At 65.5% G+C, this 17,749-nt stretch carries 22 protein-coding genes; 12 read left to right on the plus strand and 10 right to left on the minus strand.

The features are described from left to right. Positions 1–215 precede the first annotated feature (215 nt). The 5 genes from FJ867_RS03020 (at position 216) to dnaQ (ending at position 3,919) form a co-directional block, all read left to right on the plus strand. Positions 216–1,037, plus strand: coding sequence for a pyruvate, water dikinase regulatory protein (locus tag FJ867_RS03020; RefSeq protein WP_140816492.1), 822 nt, complete (start codon positions 216–218; stop codon positions 1,035–1,037). A 57-nt stretch (positions 1,038–1,094) separates the two neighbouring features. Next, positions 1,095–1,694, plus strand: a complete 600-nt coding sequence (locus FJ867_RS03025) for a Maf-like protein (RefSeq protein WP_140816494.1) — start codon at positions 1,095–1,097, stop codon at positions 1,692–1,694. Then, positions 1,687–2,529, plus strand: a complete 843-nt coding sequence (locus FJ867_RS03030) for a shikimate dehydrogenase (RefSeq protein ID WP_140816496.1) — start codon at positions 1,687–1,689, stop codon at positions 2,527–2,529. The genes FJ867_RS03025 and FJ867_RS03030 overlap by 8 nt, the downstream gene beginning before the upstream one ends. After that, on the plus strand, positions 2,526–3,107 hold the full coding sequence (gene coaE, locus FJ867_RS03035; RefSeq protein ID WP_140559166.1) for a dephospho-CoA kinase: 582 nt from the start codon (positions 2,526–2,528) through the stop codon (positions 3,105–3,107). Before FJ867_RS03030 ends, coaE begins: the two co-directional genes overlap by 4 nt. A gap of 107 nt (positions 3,108–3,214) precedes the next feature. After that, positions 3,215–3,919 carry a DNA polymerase III subunit epsilon gene (dnaQ, locus tag FJ867_RS03040; RefSeq protein WP_140514104.1) on the plus strand — a complete coding sequence of 235 codons (705 nt, stop codon included), beginning with the start codon at positions 3,215–3,217 and terminating at the stop codon, positions 3,917–3,919. A 176-nt stretch (positions 3,920–4,095) separates the two neighbouring features. Here dnaQ and secB read toward each other — a convergent pair whose 3' ends face one another. Both secB and FJ867_RS03050 read right to left on the minus strand, forming a co-directional pair. Continuing rightward, entirely contained in the window at positions 4,096–4,593 is a 498-nt protein-coding gene (gene secB / locus FJ867_RS03045) for a protein-export chaperone SecB (protein WP_140491875.1), read from the minus strand. Positions 4,594–4,760: 167 nt separating this feature from the next. Then, positions 4,761–5,261 carry an FxsA family protein gene (locus tag FJ867_RS03050; RefSeq protein WP_140491873.1) on the minus strand — a complete coding sequence of 167 codons (501 nt, stop codon included), beginning with the start codon at positions 5,259–5,261 and terminating at the stop codon, positions 4,761–4,763. A gap of 213 nt (positions 5,262–5,474) precedes the next feature. Between FJ867_RS03050 and FJ867_RS03055 the strand changes: the two genes are divergently transcribed. The 4 genes from FJ867_RS03055 to FJ867_RS03070 are packed head-to-tail and all read left to right on the plus strand — an operon-like array spanning position 5,475 to position 8,213. Then, entirely contained in the window at positions 5,475–6,179 is a 705-nt protein-coding gene (locus FJ867_RS03055) for a Tim44/TimA family putative adaptor protein (RefSeq protein WP_140514105.1), read from the plus strand. Between the two features lie 24 nt (positions 6,180–6,203). Continuing rightward, entirely contained in the window at positions 6,204–7,307 is a 1,104-nt protein-coding gene (locus FJ867_RS03060) for a murein transglycosylase A (protein WP_140816498.1), read from the plus strand. Continuing rightward, a complete protein-coding gene (locus FJ867_RS03065; protein WP_140625316.1) occupies positions 7,304–7,834 on the plus strand; it encodes a Smr/MutS family protein in 531 nt (176 codons plus the stop codon). Before FJ867_RS03060 ends, FJ867_RS03065 begins: the two co-directional genes overlap by 4 nt. Before the next feature lie 10 nt (positions 7,835–7,844). Next, positions 7,845–8,213: a helix-turn-helix transcriptional regulator gene (locus FJ867_RS03070; protein WP_140514107.1), complete on the plus strand. Its 369-nt coding sequence runs from the start codon at positions 7,845–7,847 to the stop codon at positions 8,211–8,213. 88 nt (positions 8,214–8,301) lie between these two features. Here the strand turns inward: FJ867_RS03070 and FJ867_RS03075 are convergent, their stop codons facing one another. From FJ867_RS03075 to FJ867_RS03095, 4 genes are all read right to left on the minus strand, one after another. Further along, entirely contained in the window at positions 8,302–8,541 is a 240-nt protein-coding gene (locus FJ867_RS03075) for a hypothetical protein (protein ID WP_140816500.1), read from the minus strand. Between the two features lie 333 nt (positions 8,542–8,874). Beyond that, entirely contained in the window at positions 8,875–9,495 is a 621-nt protein-coding gene (locus FJ867_RS03085) for a transglutaminase-like cysteine peptidase (protein ID WP_140816502.1), read from the minus strand. Positions 9,496–9,668: 173 nt separating this feature from the next. Next, positions 9,669–10,946, minus strand: coding sequence for a polyhydroxyalkanoate depolymerase (locus tag FJ867_RS03090; RefSeq protein WP_140491858.1), 1,278 nt, complete (start codon positions 10,944–10,946; stop codon positions 9,669–9,671). Between the two features lie 232 nt (positions 10,947–11,178). Next, positions 11,179–11,547 (minus strand): septal ring lytic transglycosylase RlpA family protein, encoded by a 369-nt coding sequence (locus FJ867_RS03095; protein WP_140491856.1) that lies wholly within the window; start codon positions 11,545–11,547, stop codon positions 11,179–11,181. 310 nt (positions 11,548–11,857) lie between these two features. Here FJ867_RS03095 and FJ867_RS28635 point away from each other — a divergent pair, with 310 nt between their 5' ends. Continuing rightward, positions 11,858–12,043, plus strand: a complete 186-nt coding sequence (locus FJ867_RS28635; protein WP_181165190.1) for a hypothetical protein — start codon at positions 11,858–11,860, stop codon at positions 12,041–12,043. Between the two features lie 7 nt (positions 12,044–12,050). Here the strand turns inward: FJ867_RS28635 and FJ867_RS03105 are convergent, their stop codons facing one another. The 4 genes from FJ867_RS03105 to tauA form a co-directional block, all read right to left on the minus strand. Further along, positions 12,051–12,257, minus strand: a complete 207-nt coding sequence (locus tag FJ867_RS03105) for a hypothetical protein (RefSeq protein ID WP_140491853.1) — start codon at positions 12,255–12,257, stop codon at positions 12,051–12,053. Between the two features lie 19 nt (positions 12,258–12,276). Beyond that, entirely contained in the window at positions 12,277–13,137 is an 861-nt protein-coding gene (locus FJ867_RS03110) for an ABC transporter permease subunit (RefSeq protein ID WP_140524466.1), read from the minus strand. Beyond that, the gene (locus tag FJ867_RS03115) at positions 13,134–13,907 is read right to left on the minus strand and encodes a taurine ABC transporter ATP-binding protein (protein ID WP_140816504.1); all 774 of its coding nucleotides are present in this window, start codon (positions 13,905–13,907) and stop codon (positions 13,134–13,136) included. The genes FJ867_RS03110 and FJ867_RS03115 overlap by 4 nt, the downstream gene beginning before the upstream one ends. A gap of 152 nt (positions 13,908–14,059) precedes the next feature. Next, the gene (gene tauA, locus FJ867_RS03120) at positions 14,060–15,076 is read right to left on the minus strand and encodes a taurine ABC transporter substrate-binding protein (protein WP_140816506.1); all 1,017 of its coding nucleotides are present in this window, start codon (positions 15,074–15,076) and stop codon (positions 14,060–14,062) included. A 611-nt stretch (positions 15,077–15,687) separates the two neighbouring features. Here tauA and FJ867_RS03125 point away from each other — a divergent pair. Together FJ867_RS03125 and FJ867_RS03130 are read left to right on the plus strand one after the other, a co-directional pair. After that, positions 15,688–16,179 carry an Rrf2 family transcriptional regulator gene (locus FJ867_RS03125; RefSeq protein WP_140816508.1) on the plus strand — a complete coding sequence of 164 codons (492 nt, stop codon included), beginning with the start codon at positions 15,688–15,690 and terminating at the stop codon, positions 16,177–16,179. A 25-nt stretch (positions 16,180–16,204) separates the two neighbouring features. Further along, positions 16,205–17,545, plus strand: coding sequence for an FAD/NAD(P)-binding protein (locus FJ867_RS03130; RefSeq protein ID WP_140491845.1), 1,341 nt, complete (start codon positions 16,205–16,207; stop codon positions 17,543–17,545). Positions 17,546–17,749: the final 204 nt, after the last annotated feature.

Consider the following 17,749-nt stretch of genomic DNA (forward strand, 5'->3'; position numbering starts at 1 on the left):
TTGGACTCAACACGCTAGAGCAGCGATCCTGCAGGCTCGTCCTGTGGACAGACAAAAGGCAAAAATCTTCGTCCACGGACTTGTCCCCAGCCGCCCGACGAAGCCTACAGCGCATCGAATTGTGGACAAACCGGCATCTGATACAGTCGATCCGGCCGGCGGGTTTTCCGAACCCTGCTTTATCCACATCCGCCCACAGCCCTAGGTAAAACCCTGTGAACAAACCCCAGAGCTTCTTCCACCTGCACCTGATCTCCGACGCCACCGGCGAAACGCTGCTCGCGGCCGGCCGCGCGGCTTCGGCGCAATACAAGGATGCGCGCGCCATCGAGCACATCTACCCGCTCATCCGAACCGAAAAACAGGTGGCCAAGGTGTTCGAGGACATCGAGGAGGAGCCGGGCATCATTCTCTACACCGTCGTCGACCAGAAGCTGGCGCGCGGCATCGACGAGCGCTGCGCCGCCATGGGCCTGCCCTGCGTCTCCGTGCTGGAGCCGGTGCTCACCGTCTTCCAGTCCTATCTGGGCACGCCGGCCGGCCGCCGCGTCGGCGCCCAGCACGTCCTCGATGCCGAATATTTCCGCCGCATCGACGCACTCAACTTCACCATGGAACATGATGACGGCCAGTTGCCGGCCAATATGGACGATGCCGACATCGTGCTGGTCGGCATTTCGCGCACGTCCAAGACGCCGACCAGCATCTATCTCGCCAACAGGGGCATCAAGACCGCCAACATTCCGATCGTGCTCGGCGTGCCGGTGCCCGAAAGCCTGGTCAACGCCAGGACGCCGCTGATCGTCGGCCTTGTCGCCACCGCCGAACGCATCTCGCATGTCCGCCAGAACCGCATCCTCGGCAACAGCAGCGCCTATGTGCCAGGCGACTATATCGACCGCGCCGCCATCAATGAGGAGCTCGCCTATGCCCGCCAGATCTGTACCCGCCATGGCTGGCCGATGATCGACGTCAGCCGCCGCTCGATCGAGGAGACGGCGGCGGCAATCGTTGCCCTGCGGGGGAAGACGCGGTAGGTGCAGATGAGAGAAGTGAGGGGTGCGCGATGGAACGCCAACCCTGGGTGAACCAGCATGACCGAAAAAATCATCCTCGCCTCCGGCAGTCCGTTCCGCAAGACGATGCTCCTCGGTGCCGGCATCGACGTCGAGGCGGTTGCGCCTGATGTCGACGAGCGCGCGCTCGAGGCGCCCCTGCAAGGCAGCGGCGCCTCGCCCGAGGATGTCGCGCTGGTGCTGGCCGAAGCCAAGGCCACCGAAGTAACCGAGCGCAGGCCCGGCGCGTTGGTGCTCGGCTGCGACCAGACGCTGTCGCTCGGCGACGAGGTGTTCCACAAGCCGGCCGACATGGAAGGTGCGCGCCGCCATCTGCTGGCGCTGTCGGGAAGGACCCATCAGCTCAACAGCGCCGCGGTCCTGGTCCGCGACGGCGAGGTGCTGTGGCGCCATGTCGGCATCGCCAGCCTCACCATGCGCAAGCTCAATCCGGCCTTCATCGGCCGCCATCTGGCGCGCGTCGGCTCAAGAGCGCTGTCGAGCGTCGGCGCCTACCAGGTCGAAGGCGAAGGCATCCAGCTCTTCGAGAAGATCGAGGGCGATCACTTCACAATCGTCGGCCTGCCGCTGCTGCCGCTGCTGGCCGAACTGCGCACGCTGGGAGCGATCGATGGCTGAGGCGACCAAAAAGGCCTTCGTCACCGGTCACCCGATCAAGCATTCGCGCTCGCCGAAGATCCACGGCCACTGGCTGGCCAGATACGGCATCGACGGCAGCTACCAGGCGATCGACGTGGCGCCGCAGGATTTCGCCGAATTCCTGAAGACATTGCAAGCGAGCGGCTATCTCGGCGGCAACGTCACCATCCCGCACAAGGAGGCGGCGTTCGCCCTGATCGAGCGCCGTGATGAGGCAGCCCAGCAGATCGGCGCCGTCAACACGCTGTGGCTGGAGGGCGGCCAATTGTGGGGCGGCAACACCGACAGCCATGGCTTCGCCGCCAATCTCGACGATCATGCGCCGGGTTGGGCGTCCATTGGCCCGGCGGTGGTGCTCGGCGCCGGCGGCGCCTCGCGCGCCGTCATCCACGCGCTGAAGCAGCGCGGCATCCGCGATATCCGCATCGTCAACCGCACGCTTGCCCGGGCGGTGGAATTGCGCGACCGGTTCGGCGCCGGTGTCTCCGCGCATGGCATGGCGGCGACCGGTGAACTGCTTGCCGATGCCGGCCTGCTCATCAACACCACGGCGCTCGGCATGCAAGGCAATGAGGGTCTGGCCGCCGACCCGGCCCTTTTGCCGGACCACGCGATCGTCACCGACATCGTCTATGTGCCGCTCGAGACGCCGCTGCTTGCGGCGGCAAGCGCGCGCAAGCTGAAGACGGTGGACGGCCTCGGCATGCTGCTCAACCAGGCGGTGCCGGGTTTCGAGCGCTGGTTCGGCGTGCGGCCCCAGGTCACACCCGAATTGCGCGCGCTCGTCGAAGCCGATCTGGCGCCAAAACCATGATCGTGCTCGGCCTCACCGGTTCGATCGGCATGGGCAAGTCGACCACCGCGAAAATGTTTGCCGAGGCCGGCATCCCGGTCCACGATTCCGACGAGACGGTGCATCGCCTCTATGCCGGCAAGGCAGCCCCCCTGGTCGAGGCCGCGTTTCCAGGAACCACCGGCGCCGGAGGCGTCGACCGGGCAAAGCTCGGCGCTCGGGTGCTTGGCGATGCGGCCGCGCTGAAAAGGCTGGAAGCGATCATCCATCCGCTGGTGCGCGCCGACGCCGACGCGTTCCTGGCGCGCAACCGCGCCGCCGGCGCGCCGCTTGCCGTCCTCGACATTCCGCTCCTGTTCGAAACCGGCGGCCGCGACCGCGTCGACAAGGTCGTCGTCGTCACCGCGCCGGCCGAAGTCCAGCGCCAGCGCGTGCTGGCGCGGCCCGGCATGAGCGAAGAGAAACTCGCCTCCATCCTGGCCAGCCAGGTGCCGGATGCGCAAAAGCGCCGCCAGGCCGACTTCGTCATCGATACCAGCCAGGGCCTGGATGCCGCGCGGGCTGAGGTCAAAGCTATCATCGCGGATTTGAGAGGTTAGATCGGCGCCTCTTTTCCTTCTCCCACAGGGGGAGAAGGAAAAAAGTCATTGCCCATTGCCATTTTGTTCCGCTCTCACGATTCTGCTTGCCAGGAGCGACTGATTCGATGCGTGAGATCATTTTCGATACGGAAACCACCGGCCTCGACATGCGCGACGACCGCATCATCGAGCTTGGCGGCGTCGAGCTGGTCAACCGCTTTCCAACCGGCAAGACCTTCCACCACTACATCAACCCGCAGGGCCGCTCGATCCATGCCGAGGCGCAGGCCGTGCACGGCATCAGCATGGCGGACCTGCAAGGCAAGCCGTCCTTTGCCGAGATCGTCGAGGAGTGGATCGCCTTCACCGACGGCGCCAAGCTGGTCGCCCACAACGCCACCTTCGACATCGGCTTCCTCAATGTCGAGTTCGGCCGGCTCGGCCATCCGGCCGTCGACATCGGACGCGTCGTCGACACGCTGGCGCTGGCGCGGCGCAGGCATCCGATGGGTCCCAATTCGCTCGACGCGCTCTGCCGGCGCTACGGCATCGACAATGCGCGGCGCACCAAGCACGGCGCCTTGCTGGATTCGGAGCTGTTGGCCGAAGTCTATATCGAGCTGATCGGCGGCAAGCAGACGGCTCTGATCCTGGACACCGTTTCAGTGCAGATGAACGGCGCGGGCGAAGTGGCAGACATCGATATCTCGGTCGGCGCACGGCCGATCGCCCTCCCCCCGCGCCTGAGCGAAGCCGAGCGCGCGGCGCATGCCGGCATGGTCGCCACGCTGGGCGAGAAGGCGCTGTGGCTGAAGGTGATGGGCGCCTAGGACGCGTCGTTCTCCTCGCCTTCGTCATCGTACGGCGGAGCAGGAGCGAAGCGACGTCGCGGAGACCCTAGGATGACGAGGTCGGGGGCTCTGCGGCCAAACCGGCCGCACCAGCCTCGAAAACGAAAAACCCGGCGCGAGGCCGGGTCTTTCTGCAATATCCGTACGAGCCGGAATCAGCTCACCTGGACCTTCGACGCCGCCTGGTCCTCGGCCAGCTTCTGCTGGAACATCTGCGCGAAATCGATCGGGTCGAGCATCAGCGGCGGGAAGCCGCCATTGCGCGTTGCCTCGGCGATGATCTGCCGGGCGAACGGGAACAGCAGCCGCGGGCATTCGATGAACAGGATCGGCAGCATGTGTTCCTGCGGGAAGCCACTGATGGCGAAAACGCCGCCATAGACCAGCTCGACATTGAACAGCACTTCCTGGTCGAAGGACGCCTTGGCGTTCAGCGTCAGGTTGACGTCGAACTGCTTGTCGGAGAGCGGATTGGCGTTGACGTTGACGTTGATGGCGATGCCGGGCGCCTTATCGCGGCCGCGCAGCGAGTTCGGCGCGCCGGGGCTCTCGAAGGAAAGGTCCTTCACATACTGGGCAAGGACGTTGAGCGAGGGCTGCGCCGTGTTGCCGTTTCCGTTGGCGCCGACCGGCGCGTCATCTTTGCTGGCCATGAGCCTTGTGTCCTTTTGCCTGGGCAGCATTGCTGACCGAATTGAAATCGGGCGTTCGCTACCATGGCCGGCATGACAAGACAAGGTTTGCCGCCTTGCGACCGGAGGGGATCCAGACTGCGTCGAGATTCAGGTCAGGCCGGCATCACCTGAACATCAATATAGCCTCAGTCGTCCTTCAGGCGGCGCCAGGGCGAATTGTGGTCCGGCCCGCGCTTGAAATCGTCTTCGCGCGAATAATCGCCGTCGTCGAGGTCGATGACCCTGTCGCGCGGCCGGCCGCGGAAGCCGCCGGCCGAGAAATTCGTCGCCACCACGATGCGGCCCTTGAGCCTGCGCCAGGCAAGATCGCGCACCGGCGGCAGGAACAGGAGAATGCCGAAAATGTCCGATATGAAGCCCGGGATGATCAGCAGGATCGCGGCGAGCACGATCATGGCGCCGTGCGCGAGCTGGCGGCTCGGATCGCGGCCGGCGCCCATCTCGGTGCTGATGCGGCTCATGACGCCAAAACCCTGATGCCTGAGCAGCAGCGCCCCGGCGATGCTCGAGGCGAGCACCAGGCCGACCGTCGCCAGCGCGCCGATCTGGCGCCCGACTATGACGAAGCCGGCGATCTCCAGCAGCGGAAGCGCCAGAAGAAAAACGGGAAATAACGAAATGCGCAAGTCTTGCCGATCCTTCCGATCGTTCTGGCGTTGGTCTGTTTTGCCTGCCAGCGGCCGCCGGCCGCTGGCGCCGAGGCTGTTAGATAGGTATGGCTGCCTTTGATTTGAATGATTGCGCCTTGCGTTCTATATGGTTTGCATGTTGAACGCTATGCGACCGCTGCCCTGTTGGCCGGGCGGTCCGGCCGAGGGCAGGATTGATTGGCGGAAGATATGGGTTTCTTCGACTTCGGCACGATTTTCTTTCTGATTGCGGCAGTTGTGATCTTTTTCCAGCTGCGCAATGTGCTGGGCCGTCGTACCGGCAGCGAACGGCCGCCTTTCGATCCCTATACCGCCGCCCGCACCGGCGACAAGGATGCGCAGAAGTCCGAGAATGTCGTGTCGCTGCCGCGCAAGCGCCAGCCCGGCGAGCCGGCCGGCGAGGTCTATGCGGCCATCGACGCCTTTGCCAAGCCCGGCACCGACCTCAACAAGGGCCTGCGCACGATCAAGGACAACGATCCGTCCTTCGACCCGAAGGGTTTCGTCGACGGCGCCAAGATGGCTTACGAGATGATCGTCATGGCCTATGCCGACGGCGATCGCAAAACGCTGAAGAACCTTCTGTCGCGCGATGTCTATGACGGTTTCGTCGCCGCGATCGGCGAGCGCGAGGCGCGGTCGGAAAAGATCCAGTCTTCCTTCGTCGGCATCGACAAGGCCGACATCGTCTCGGCCGAGATGAAGGGCGGCGAGGCGCATGTCACGCTGCGCATCATCAGCGAGCTGATTTCGGCGACGCGCGACAAGGCCGGTGCGGTCATCGACGGCGACCCCGAAACCGTCGCCGAGGTCAAGGACGTCTGGACCTTCGCCCGCGACACGCGCTCGCGCGACCCGAACTGGAAGCTCGTCGCCACCGAAGAAGAAGATTGAATCCCTGACCGCGGCGGGCCTGTCGTGTCCTTCCATCAGGCATTCAGCGAAAGATCCTTCGGCGCTCTGCCCGGCTGGGATAACGACGACCATCTGGCGGCCTTCGAGGCCTTTCGCCGCTCCGCCTTCCATGTCCTGGCCAAGCCCTATCGCAGCGGCGCGCTCGGCGTCGACTTCGACGCCTTTGCCGGTGCCTATGCCGAGGCGCGCGGGGCCCCTCCTGCCAGCCGGTCGGAGGCCCGCGCCTTCTTCGAGCGTCATTTCGTCCCCATGCTGGTGCGCCCGGAGACCGGCGCCGGCCTCGTCACCGGCTTCTACGAACCGGAGGTCGAGGCCTCGCCGGTGCGCACGGAGAGTTTTGCCGTGCCGCTTCTGTCGCGTCCCGCCGATCTCGTCGATGTCGACGACGCCAACCGGCCCGACGGAATGGACCCCTATCTCGCTTTCGCGCGCCGGACGCCGGACGGGCCGGCCGAATATTTCGACCGCGGCGCGATCGAGCGCGGCGCGCTCGCCGGCAAGGGCCTGGAGATCGCCTGGCTGGCCGACAGGGTCGATGCATTCTTCATCCATGTGCAGGGCGCGGCGCGGCTTCTCATGACCGACGGCAGGCTGTGCCGCGTCACCTATGCGGCCAAGTCCGGCCAGCGCTTCACCGGGCCCGGCAAGGTGTTGAGCGAGCTCGGCGAGATCCCGCTGGAAAACGTGACGATGCAGTCGATCCGCGCCTGGTTCAGGGCGCATCCCGGCCGCGTCGACGAGATCCTGTGGCAGAACCGTTCCTATATCTTCTTCCGCGAGGCCGCGGTCGAGGACGCAACGCTCGGGCCGATCGCCGCCGCCAAGGTGCCGTTGACGCCGGGCCGCTCGATCGCCGTCGACCGGCTGCTGCACACATTCGGCACGCCCTTCTACATCGACGCGCCATCGCTGACGGCCTTCGAGGCAAAACCGTTCCGGCGCCTGATGATCGCGCAGGACACCGGCTCCGCCATCACCGGGCCGGCGCGCGGAGATCTCTTCGCCGGCTCGGGCGACGCCGCCGGCGAGATCGCCGGCGTGGTGCGCAATCCGGCCGATTTCTACGCACTGGTGCCGCGCCCGCTCGTCTCGGGGTCGAAGCCATGACCCGCCGCAGCGACAGGTTGAGCGAGGACGACCGGGTGCTGTGGAACCTGGTGGCGCGCACGGCCAAGCCGCTGAAGGGCAAGGCCGCCGTGCCTGTCCCGGATTTCGGCATCGAGGCGAAGCCGGCGCCGACGCAACAAGCCCGGCCCGTTGCCGGTCCGGCAGGCGCGGCGAAGCCGAAGGCCCAGCATGTCTCCCATGTGCTCGACGAGCCGACGCTGGACAAACTATCGAAAGGCCGGCTGCCCATCGAAGGCCGCGTCGACCTGCACGGCATGACGCAGGACGAAGCCTATTCGCTGCTGTTTTCCTTCCTGCACCGCGCGCATGCCGGCGGCATCCGCTATGTCCTGGTCATCACCGGCAAGGGCTCTTCGTCGGGCGGCGACGGCGTGCTGCGCCGCGCGGTGCCGGCCTGGCTCTCAACGCCGGCGTTCCGGCCGCTGGTCTCCAGTCACGACCATGCCGCGCGCAACCATGGCGGCTCGGGCGCGCTCTATGTCAGGCTGCGGCGGGTCCGGTCGTGAGGATGGGGTCGTGACCCCGTTCGGCGAGAGGCTGCGGGCGCTGAGGGCCGAGCGCGGCGTCACCCAGAAGGACATGGCCGCCGCCATCGGCGTCAGCGCCGCCTATCTGTCGGCGCTCGAGCATGGAAGGCGCGGCGCGCCGACCTGGACGCTTATCCAGAAGATCATCGGCTATTTCAACATCATCTGGGACGACGCCGAGGAACTGGCGCGACTGGCCGAAGGCTCGCATCCGCGCGTCAGGCTCGACACGTCGGGCCTGAGCCCGGCCGCGACCGAGCTTGCCAACCTCCTGGCCGAGAACATCGAAAAGCTCGACGAGGAGGAACTGCGCCGCATAACCGCCTCTATCCGCGCGGCGCTGGGGCGGCGGCGGTAGGCCGGGTTTGCCCGGCTCTCGCGGCGGCTGAGCTCCCGATCGCGAAACGGTGCCCGCCAGCAGCAGCCGGCGGGCCGCCGTGATGAGATCAGTTCTTGCCGGCCGTGCTGCCGCCATTGCCACCGCAGCCGTGATCACCATGGCCACGGCCACCATTGCCGCCGCCAAGGCAGTCCGATGCGCCGGCGGCGCCGCAACAGCGGCCGCTCCACAGGTCGTCGAGATTGGTGTTGGCGCAGCTTCGAATGGTCTGATCGGCCAGAGCGGATCCGGCCATGCCCGACACCGCGACGGCGGCGAGAAGGGTGTTACGCAGGAAAGCAGTCATTTGAAGTCTCCATGGTTGGTTCGGTTCACGGCTGTGTGTCGCCGGCCGGGCCGAAATGGTTCATGGAGGGTGGGAATTTTTTTGGGGAGTGCGCGAGGCGCGTGACTGCAACGTCGGCGCCGCCCCTCATCCGCCTGCCGGCACCTTCTCCCCGTATAGGACGGGGAGAAGGGAGACAGCCGCGCCCTTGGCGTATTTCTTGCGACGTCGGCAATTGGGGAAATCGTCGATGACAGCGTCTTTCTCCCGTCACTATACGGGGAGAAATGCCCGGCAGGGCAATGAGGGGTGGGGCCGACATCCGGCGGTTGGGCGCGCCGCCCGCCGCAGTCCCTACTCCACGGACCCCACCAGCACCTGCTGGCCGCCGCGGATCGAGACCCAGCGGCCGGTGTTGTCGATCGCCTGGCGCTTGAGGAAATGGTAGCCGGTGTCGTCCCAGGCCTTGACCTTGTCGGTCAGATTGTCGAGCACATAGTCGCCTCTGTCGGTGCGCACCGTCAGCACCGAGTGCCCTTCGCCGTCGGGTTTGCGCACCACGGTGATGAGAAGATCGGCAAGCGATATGCCCATCCGGGACAGCAGGCGCCACTTTTCCAGCACGTAGTCCTCGCAGTCGCCGACGCCCTTTGCGGGATAGGCCCAGACCTCGTCCTTGCCGTAGATGTCCATGTCGCTCATCGGCTTGACGGCGGCATTCACCCTGGCGGTGACCTTGGCCAGCTTACGCCACAACCTGTCCGTCATCGCGGCCGGCGCCAGATTGCCGGGACGGATTGCGCATTCGCGGGCATTGAGCCTGCAGAAATCATAATGGCCGATCGGTTGCGACGCGACGCCGCCGGTCGTCATCGCTCCGGCCGCCAGGGCCGGTGCCACCCAGCCTCCCATCATTGTCGCCAGTCCGGCTACTGCGCACGCACGAAGCGCTCGCGCCATTGGTGAGGAATTCATTGTCCCCGCTCGCCCTTGTTATTAATGAAAGGTTAAGGGCGATCTACAGTCCGTGTCAATTACCACGATTGGGTGATTTGCGACATGGTTACCCGCGAGACGCATGGCAGCGGCACCCGTGCGACAGGCCTGCCCGGCCTGTCCGGCGCTATCGGGCCGGCAATGCAGGCTGCCTATCTTTTGGCGGTGCGGACCAGCTTCGGTTTCACGGCGACCCGGTTCTGGCGGCCATAGCTGGTGATGAAGTCGACGATGCGCGGCACGATCTCGGCGCGGAAGCGCGACCCGTTGAAGACGCCGTAGTGCCCGACCGCGGGCTGCATGTAATGCGCCTTCCTGTCGGCGGGAATGTTGACGCACAGATCGTGCGCCGCCCGCGTCTGGCCAAGGCCGGAAATGTCGTCGTTCTCGCCCTCCACCGTGAACAGCGCGACATTGCGGATGGCCGAGGGATCGATCGGCGTGCCGCGATGCGTCATCTCGCCCTTGGGCAAGGCATGCCGGACAAACACCGTGTCGACCGTCTGCAGGTAGAACTCAGCCGTCAGGTCCATCACCGCCAGATATTCGTCGTAGAAGTCGCGGTGCTTCTCGGCGCTGTCGCCGTCATGCTTCACAAGGTGCATGAAGAAGTCCTTGTGGGCGATGATGTGGCGGTCGAGGTTCATGCTCATGAAGCCCGAAAGCTGCAGGAAGCCTGGATAGACCTCGCGGCCGAAGCCCGGCACCGGCCAGGGCGCGCGCATCACGACATTGTCGCGGAACCAGTCTATGCCCTTCTCCTCGGCCAGAAGGTTGACCGCGGTCGGGTTGCGGCGCGTGTCGATCGGCCCGCCCATCAGGGTCATCGTCGCAGGAACGAAGGGGTCGCCGCGCGTTTCCATCAGCGCCACGGCCGCCAGCACCGGCACGGAAGGCTGGCAAACAGCCATCACATGCGTGTCGGGGCCCAGCACATGCAGCATGTCGACGACATAGTCGATATAGTCGTCGAGATCGAATTGGCCGTCGGCCGTCGGCACCATGCGGGCGTCGATCCAGTCGGTGATGTGCACGTCGGCATGGGGCAGCATGGCTTCGACCGTGCCGCGCAGCAGCGTCGCATAGTGGCCCGACATCGGCGCCACGATCAGAAGCTTCGGATCGCGCCGCCGCCCGGCGGGCACGGCGCGCTCGAAACGCACCAGGTTGCAGAACGGTCGTGACCAGACGACCTTCTCGGTCACTGCCACGCTCTTCCAGTCGACCACCGTCTTGTCGAGGCCGAATTGCGGCTTGCCGTAGCGGCGCGTGGTGCGCTCGAACAACTCGGCGCCCGCCGCGATCGAGCGGCCCCAGGACGTGTGCGAGAACGGATTGAGCGGGTTGGAATAGAACAGCCGCACCGCATCGGCATAGAGACGGGCCGGCTGCAGGGCGGCGTGGTTCATTTCATAGAGCTGGTAGAACATCCGTTTACCCCGCTGCGGCCTGCGACCGAAGGGGCGGCGAGCAGTGCCTGGCCCTAACTGTCTCGCGGGGAAGTTAACAACTAATTGCTGCGATGCAATACGTCACGTGGCGTGATCTATACGCATTCTTGGTCCAAAGCGTTGGAAATCAGCCTTGGACGGTACAAGCCGGCTCATTGTGCAGGTGCGAAGGCCCGCCAGGCGGCCCGGCCCTCTGGCCGGGCAGTGGTGGTCAGACGCGCGCCATGCAGACCGCGGTGTGGCCCGAACCGATGAAGCCGAGCTGGCCGGCGGCACCCTTCGACAGGTCGAGCACGCGTCCCCGGATGAACGGTCCGCGATCGTTGATGCGCACCACGACGCTGCGGCCATTGTTCTGGTTGGTGACCCGCAGCTTGGTGCCGAAAGGCAGCGTGCGGTGTGCGGCGGTCAAGGCCGAAGGGTTCATCCGTTCGCCCGACGCGGTCCTGGAGTGCAGGGCGTACCAGGAAGCGCGGCCGCATTGACCGGCGGCGGAGGCGGCTGGAGTGGCGGAGGCGCCGACCATCAGGCCAGCAGCGATCGTCACCGCGGCAAGCGCGGTCCGGTTGTTGTTATTCATATTTGGGGGAAGGCTCCGTTTTTGACAGGCCCCAGCCGTTACGGAGACAATAAGGCACGAAATGCGGCGATCATCTGGCGGTTCCATGGCGCCGGCACACGTTTGGAGTCGCCCGGTAACAGTCTGTCAGTGATTTCCCGGCGGTCAGCGATCAACTCACGATGATGTTCCAGCGGATATCCATGTCTTGTTTGACAAGATCGAGCGGCAACATCCAAGTAGAAGATGCTGCTGCCGAACCGATTCCTTTGCCTCTTTCATCGCGACGGCGAAGACGCGACCGATCAACTTCGGAAGGGAGAATCCGGCAATGAGACTGATCAAAAATCTGCTGGCGTTGATTGTGCTGGCCGTCGGCGCGCTGTGGTCGCTGCAAGGCATCGGCGCGATCGGCGGCAGCTTCATGACCGGCCAGTCGCAATGGCTCACCATCGGCATCATCGTCATGCTGGTCGGTCTCGCCGGGCTGGTGTGGGCGAACCGTTCGCGCGGTTGAGCCGCTCTCACTGCGACCAGTACTGCCAGGCCCAGTAGAAGCTTTCGTCTCGCGGCGGCAGGCGGTCACGCCCGGCCGGGAGCCGGACGGGCGCCGGCGAGCGCGGACCGTCCTCCCTTGTCGCCTTGTCCTCCTCTATCGCCTTGCCATCGGATGTCAGGCCCAGCAGCCAGGTGCCGAAATGGGCGAACAGCATGGCGGTGGAATGGGTCATCGTCATCTCCGTTTCCCGATCATTCGCGTCCCGCCCACGGCACGAGCGCGCGCTCGATCCTGCGGATGGCGAATTCGAGCACGAAGGCGATGGCCGCGATCACCAAAATGCCCATGACCACCACGTCGGTGACCAGGAACTGCGCCGCCGACTGGATCATGAAGCCAAGCCCGCGCGTCGCCGCCACCAGTTCGGCGGCGACCAGCGTGGACCACCCGGCGCCGAGAGCGATGCGCAGTCCGGTCAGGATCGACGGCAGCGCGCTGGGCAGGATCACGTGGCGGACCACCTGGCGCCTCGTCGCGCCAAGCGAACGCGCGGCGTTGATGCGCTCCTGCGAGACGCCGCGGACGCCGGACGCGGTCGACAAGGCCACCGGCGCCAGCATGGCGATGGCTATCACCAGGACCTTGGACGGCTCGCCGATGCCGAACCAGATGATGACCAGCGGCAGATAGGCGAGCGGCGGGATCGGCCGCAGGAATTCCAGCAGCGGATCGAAAATGCCGCGGCCGACGGTGCTGATGCCGATGGCGAGGCCAACCGGCACGCCGACGAGGAGCGCCGCGATGAGCGCGGCGAACACCCGCCCCAGGCTGGCGGCGATATGCTGGACGAGCGTTGCGTCGACAAAGCCGTCGCGGGCGACGATGATGAATTTGTTCCACACCGCGACAGGCGAGGGCAGGAATACCGGCGACACCAGTTGCAGGCGGGCCGACAGCGTCCACAGCGCCAGCACCAGAAGAATGGTGGCCGCGCTGACCATGCGCGCCGAAACGCCCTTGCGCTTCGGGACCGGGCGCGACCATGGCACCGACAGGCCGTCGGCCTCTTCGGTCCTGGGGCCGGAGCGTTCGGTGTAGGAGGAAATGGTCATGCCGCCTCTCCCTCGAAGATCGCGTCGGTCAGTTCGCCGCGCGCCGCGGCGAAGCCAGGATCGGCCTTGATGGCGCGGATGGCCTCGCCCGCTGCGTAGCGCCTGGAGAAGCCCGGCTCCAAGGTCCGCACCACCCGGCCCGGCCCGGGCGCCAGCACCACGATGCGGGTGGCGAGCACCAGCGCCTCGTCGATGCCGTGCGTGACCATAAGCACGCCGACCTTGCTTGCCGTCCACAGGTCGAGCAGCGTCGTCTGCATGCGCTCGCGCGTCAGCGCATCGAGCGCGCCGAGCGGCTCGTCGAGCAGCAGGAATTGCGGCTCGGCAGCCAGCGCCCGGGCAAGGCCGACGCGCTGGCGCATGCCGCCGGACAGCTCCCAGATGCGCTTGTCGCCGGCATCGGTGAGCTTGACCAGGCCGAGCAATTCGTCGGCGCGGCGCGCCCGCTCGGATGGCCCGACACCGCGCAGCCTGAGCGCGAAGGCGACGTTCTCGCGCGCCGTCAGCCAAGGAAACAGCGCGTCGTTCTGGAACACCACCGCACGGTCCGAACCGGGTGCTGCGATCGGCCGGCCGTCGATCGCGGCCGTGCCGCGTGCCGGCGCGACAAAGCCGGCGGCTCCATTGAGCAGCGAGGTCTTGCCGCAGCCGGAACGGCCGACAAGGACGACGAAGTCATCGCTGGCGACGTCGATCGATACCCGCTCGACGGCGGGTGCGGGCTGGCCGTCATAGTGGATCGAGATTCTGTCGAGCACGAGATGCGACATGAGCCCTCGCAGGAGTTCGTTGAAGTCCGCCTGCCCGAAGCCGCGCCTCGTCAGCGGCTCCGGGACAGACGACACGCGGCGTCAGGAAAGCCGCGCGCGTCTCATCGGGGCGCCACCTGCCCGTCGTGGCATGGGGCGCTCCAACGCTCGGGTCAGTTCGAGGCCAGCGCCTCGGTGACGTATTTCGATGTCACATATTTCGAATAGTCCGGCAGCACGGCGTCTACCTTGCCCTGCTCCTTGAGGAAGGCGGACGCGGCCGCGATCGCCTTGACCGTGCCGCCGCCGAGGAACTTGTCGGAGGCCTGTTCTTCGAGTGTCGGGAAGACGTAGCCCTTGAGCAGTTCAGGCACTTCCTCGACCTTGGCGCCGGTCAGCTTGGCGATCTCGGCCGCCTGCGGCGACGCTGCCGACCAGGCGTCGGGCTTAGCCAGGTACTCGGCATAGGCCGCACCCGTCACCTTGACGAAGTCGCGCACCGCTTCCGGGTTCTTTTCGGCAAAGTCGGTGCGCACGATCCAGGCGTCGAAGGTCGGCGCGCCCCAGGCGGCGACCTGGGAGGAATCCAGCACCACCTTGCCTGATGTCTTGACCTGGCCGAGCGCCGGATCCCAGACATAGGCCGCATCGATATCGCCGCGCGAAAAGGCAGCGGCGATTTCCGGCGGCCTGAGATTGAGGATCTCGACCGATTTCGGGTCGACATTCTCATGTTTCAGCGCGGCAAGCAGGCTGTAATGCGTCGTCGAGACGAAGGGCACGGCCACCTTCTTGCCGGCGAGGTCGGCGACCTTCTCTATGCCGGCGCCGTTGCGTGCGACCAAGGCCTCGGATGGTCCGATCAGGCCGACGACGAAGATGGTCTGGACCGGCAATTCGCGGCTCGCCGCCGCCGCCAGCGGGCTCGAACCGACATAGCCGATGTCTACCGAGCCGGATGCGACCGCGGCGATGACATCGGCGCCGGAATCGAATTTGCGCCAGTCGATGGCGGCGTTGGTAGCCTTTTCATAGGCACCATCGGCCTGCGGCACCTTGGAGGGTTCGACCACCGTCTGGTAGCCGATGGTGATCTTGAGGTCGTCGGCAAAAGCCGGGCCGAGGAAGGCGGCGCCGGCAAGTGCGGCCGTAGACAGGAGAAGGACGCGTCGCGAAATGGTGGTGGACATCAAGGGCTCCATGAAACAGGGGAAAACCGGATTGCTTCATGATAGTCCGCTAATTCTATGGTTCTTGTAGAGTTAAATTCTTCTAGCGGGGCTGGATTTGTTGGAAAAAGCTGCCGGTGCCGAGGTCCCCAGGCGGATTTGGCGGCTATGGCGCTTCAAGAGTGGCGAGATCATCACGTTCGGGAAGCTCCAGCCACCGCTACGGCCTCCGATCGCGAACGAGAATTCACGTTGCAGCCGCTTGAAAGGCAAATCCATGCTTCAGATGGATTGGAATTTAAAAACGTGTTCCGCCTGTTCGCGTTTAAGTATAGTAAACTTATCGACATAGAGACTTGGAGGCGACGATGAGAGGTCATACCCATCCGTATCGCGGCGATCGCCGGTGGCACCGGTCTCGGGCCGTCGCGCCACGGTTTGTGTCCCCGGCATCACAAGTCAGGTCCAAAATCGCCGCAATGGCTTGAAAATCAAGCAAGATCAATCGCGATTGGCTTGTATATCATGTCGGTAGAATTTATGTCATGGATGCTTGAGCGCGGCGGGAGGCACGCCAGGCGTTTCGCAACGGATGGCCTCGAGCCATCGCATGACAGAGAAACGTTCGGATCATGCTCACCAAGAAAGGCAAGTACGGCCTCAAGGCGCTCGTCCATCTGGCGCGGATGCCGGCCGGGCAGCTTGCCTTCGTCAACGACATCGCGACCGGCAACAACATCCCGAAGAAGTTTCTCGACGCCATCCTGGGCAAACTGCGCAATGCCGGTTTCGTGCAGAGCCGCAAAGGCAAGGATGGCGGCTATCGCCTGGCGCGGCCACCGGAGGAAATCAGGGTCGGCCATGTCGTGCGTGTGCTCGACGGCCCGCTGGCGCCGATCCCTTGCGCCAGCCGTACCCAATACCAGCGCTGCGAAGACTGTAACGAGGCGACATGCCAGGTTCGACATCTGATGCTGGAAGTCCGGCAAGCGATCGCCGAGGTGCTCGACCAGCGCAGCCTCGCCGAGATGCGCGACATCGGCCTCGACGACCTTGGGGTCGCAAGGGGCCTCGACGACCTCTCGGTCGCGAGCGACGATCTGCCGGTTGCGGTGAAGGCCTGACGCCGGCGCGTCGCACGGGGCTGGCATGAGCGGCCGCGGCAACTCGATCATCATCGTCGGGGGCGGCGCCAGCGGGGTCGTGCTCGCCGCGCATCTGCTGAGACAGCCCAATCCCGACCTTCGCGTCACGCTGGTCGAGAAGCGCCCGCATTTCGGCCAGGGCATCGCCTATTCCACATTGCTCTCCGCGCATGTGCTGAACGTCAGCGCCGCCGGTATGAGCGCCTATGCCGACGATCCCGGCAATTTCTGGCGCTGGCTGCTGGAACGCGACCTGGCAACGCCCGAGCAGGCGCCGGTCTACGCGCCGCGCAGCATCTATGCCCGCTATCTCGGCGAATTGCTGGACGATCTCGAGGCGCGCGAGAGGGAGACCGGACGCCTCCGGCTGATCCATGAGGAAAGCCTGTCGATCTCGCCCACGGCCTCGGGGGTGGAAGTGGCGCTCGCCAACGGCACCAGCGTCGTCGCCCATCTGGCGGTGCTCGCCACCGGCCATGACGAGGTGCCGGCCATGGGGCAAGGCCATGCGGTTCGGATGGGGTCTGAGGCCGACACCGCGCTCGATCCCGACCGGAGCGTCATGGTGCTGGGAACGGGCCTCAGCATGGTCGACGCGTTCCTCGCCCTCGAACAGCGCGGCCACCGCGCCGAGATCGTCGCGGTGTCGCGGCGCGGCCTGCTGCCCTCGCCGCACCGCAAGGGCAATCCGATCAAGCTCGACGTCGCCGATATCCCGCTCGGCACCCAGCTTTCCTATTTCGTCGGCTGGTTCCGCGATTTGATCCGGGAAAACCAGAAGGCCGGCATCGACTGGCGCGACGTCGTCGACGGCCTTCGCCCGTTCAACCAGAAGATCTGGCAGAACTGGCCGGCCTCCGCCAAGCGTCGTTTCGTCGAGCACACCAAGGCGTGGTGGGACATCCACCGCCACCGCATGGCGCCCGAGGTCCATGCCCGCGTCACGCAAGCCGTGCAGTCCGGCCGCATCCGCCTCGTCGCCGGCCGTGTCGTCGACATCGCGGCGGGCGGCGAGTTCACGGTCCAGGTCCAGTCGCGCCACACCAAGCGGCTGGAGAGGTTCGAGGTCGCCCGCATCTATGATTGCTCCGGTATCGTCAGGGACATCTCGGCCTCGTCGAACAGCGTGGTGCGCTCGCTGGTCGACCGCGGGCTGGCGCGGCCGGATCCGCTGCGCATCGGCCTCGACGTGACGGCCAATTGCGAGATCATCGCCGGCGACGGCACGGTGTCCAGGAAAATCCTCGCCGTCGGCCCGCTGACCAGAGGCACCTTCTTCGAGATCGACGCCATTCCGGATATTCGCGTCCAGTGTGCGAGGCTGAGCAAGCAGCTGCTGGGGTAAAGTGTTGACGTCGGCGCTCTACGGCAGGCCAGAGGGGGGACGTGCCGCACAGTCCTGCAGCCGTTGCGCGTCGCAACCCGGAATTTCATTCTCCATCTAGCCGGTCGATTGGCACGATCTATCTTCTTTCCCACTGCAAAGGGCTGGAAAAGAGGATACGCTGCCGCCCTGCACGAGGCGGCCGCTTGATCATGGAGCATCGAT

It is taken from the genome of Mesorhizobium sp. B2-5-3, assembly GCF_006441005.1.
GTDB lineage: Bacteria > Pseudomonadota > Alphaproteobacteria > Rhizobiales > Rhizobiaceae > Mesorhizobium.

Coding starts and splice junctions, on each gene's coding strand:
- secB (WP_140491875.1), bottom strand. CDS start 4,593: ATGGCCAGCAAAGATGACGCGCCGGTCGGCGCCAACGGAAACGGCAAC.
- FJ867_RS03115 (WP_140816504.1), bottom strand. CDS start 13,907: ATGTCGCATCTCGTGCTCGACAGAATCTCGATCCACTATGACGGCCAG.
- FJ867_RS03090 (WP_140491858.1), bottom strand. CDS start 10,946: ATGTTCTACCAGCTCTATGAAATGAACCACGCCGCCCTGCAGCCGGCC.
- FJ867_RS03085 (WP_140816502.1), bottom strand. CDS start 9,495: ATGAATTCCTCACCAATGGCGCGAGCGCTTCGTGCGTGCGCAGTAGCC.
- FJ867_RS03025 (WP_140816494.1), top strand. CDS start 1,095: ATGACCGAAAAAATCATCCTCGCCTCCGGCAGTCCGTTCCGCAAGACG.
- FJ867_RS03110 (WP_140524466.1), bottom strand. CDS start 13,137: ATGACCATTTCCTCCTACACCGAACGCTCCGGCCCCAGGACCGAAGAG.
- FJ867_RS03055 (WP_140514105.1), top strand. CDS start 5,475: ATGGGTTTCTTCGACTTCGGCACGATTTTCTTTCTGATTGCGGCAGTT.
- FJ867_RS03105 (WP_140491853.1), bottom strand. CDS start 12,257: ATGACCCATTCCACCGCCATGCTGTTCGCCCATTTCGGCACCTGGCTG.
- coaE (WP_140559166.1), top strand. CDS start 2,526: ATGATCGTGCTCGGCCTCACCGGTTCGATCGGCATGGGCAAGTCGACC.
- FJ867_RS03075 (WP_140816500.1), bottom strand. CDS start 8,541: ATGACTGCTTTCCTGCGTAACACCCTTCTCGCCGCCGTCGCGGTGTCG.
- FJ867_RS03125 (WP_140816508.1), top strand. CDS start 15,688: ATGCTCACCAAGAAAGGCAAGTACGGCCTCAAGGCGCTCGTCCATCTG.
- FJ867_RS03095 (WP_140491856.1), bottom strand. CDS start 11,547: ATGAATAACAACAACCGGACCGCGCTTGCCGCGGTGACGATCGCTGCT.
- dnaQ (WP_140514104.1), top strand. CDS start 3,215: ATGCGTGAGATCATTTTCGATACGGAAACCACCGGCCTCGACATGCGC.
- FJ867_RS28635 (WP_181165190.1), top strand. CDS start 11,858: ATGAGACTGATCAAAAATCTGCTGGCGTTGATTGTGCTGGCCGTCGGC.
- tauA (WP_140816506.1), bottom strand. CDS start 15,076: ATGTCCACCACCATTTCGCGACGCGTCCTTCTCCTGTCTACGGCCGCA.
- FJ867_RS03065 (WP_140625316.1), top strand. CDS start 7,304: ATGACCCGCCGCAGCGACAGGTTGAGCGAGGACGACCGGGTGCTGTGG.
- FJ867_RS03030 (WP_140816496.1), top strand. CDS start 1,687: ATGGCTGAGGCGACCAAAAAGGCCTTCGTCACCGGTCACCCGATCAAG.
- FJ867_RS03130 (WP_140491845.1), top strand. CDS start 16,205: ATGAGCGGCCGCGGCAACTCGATCATCATCGTCGGGGGCGGCGCCAGC.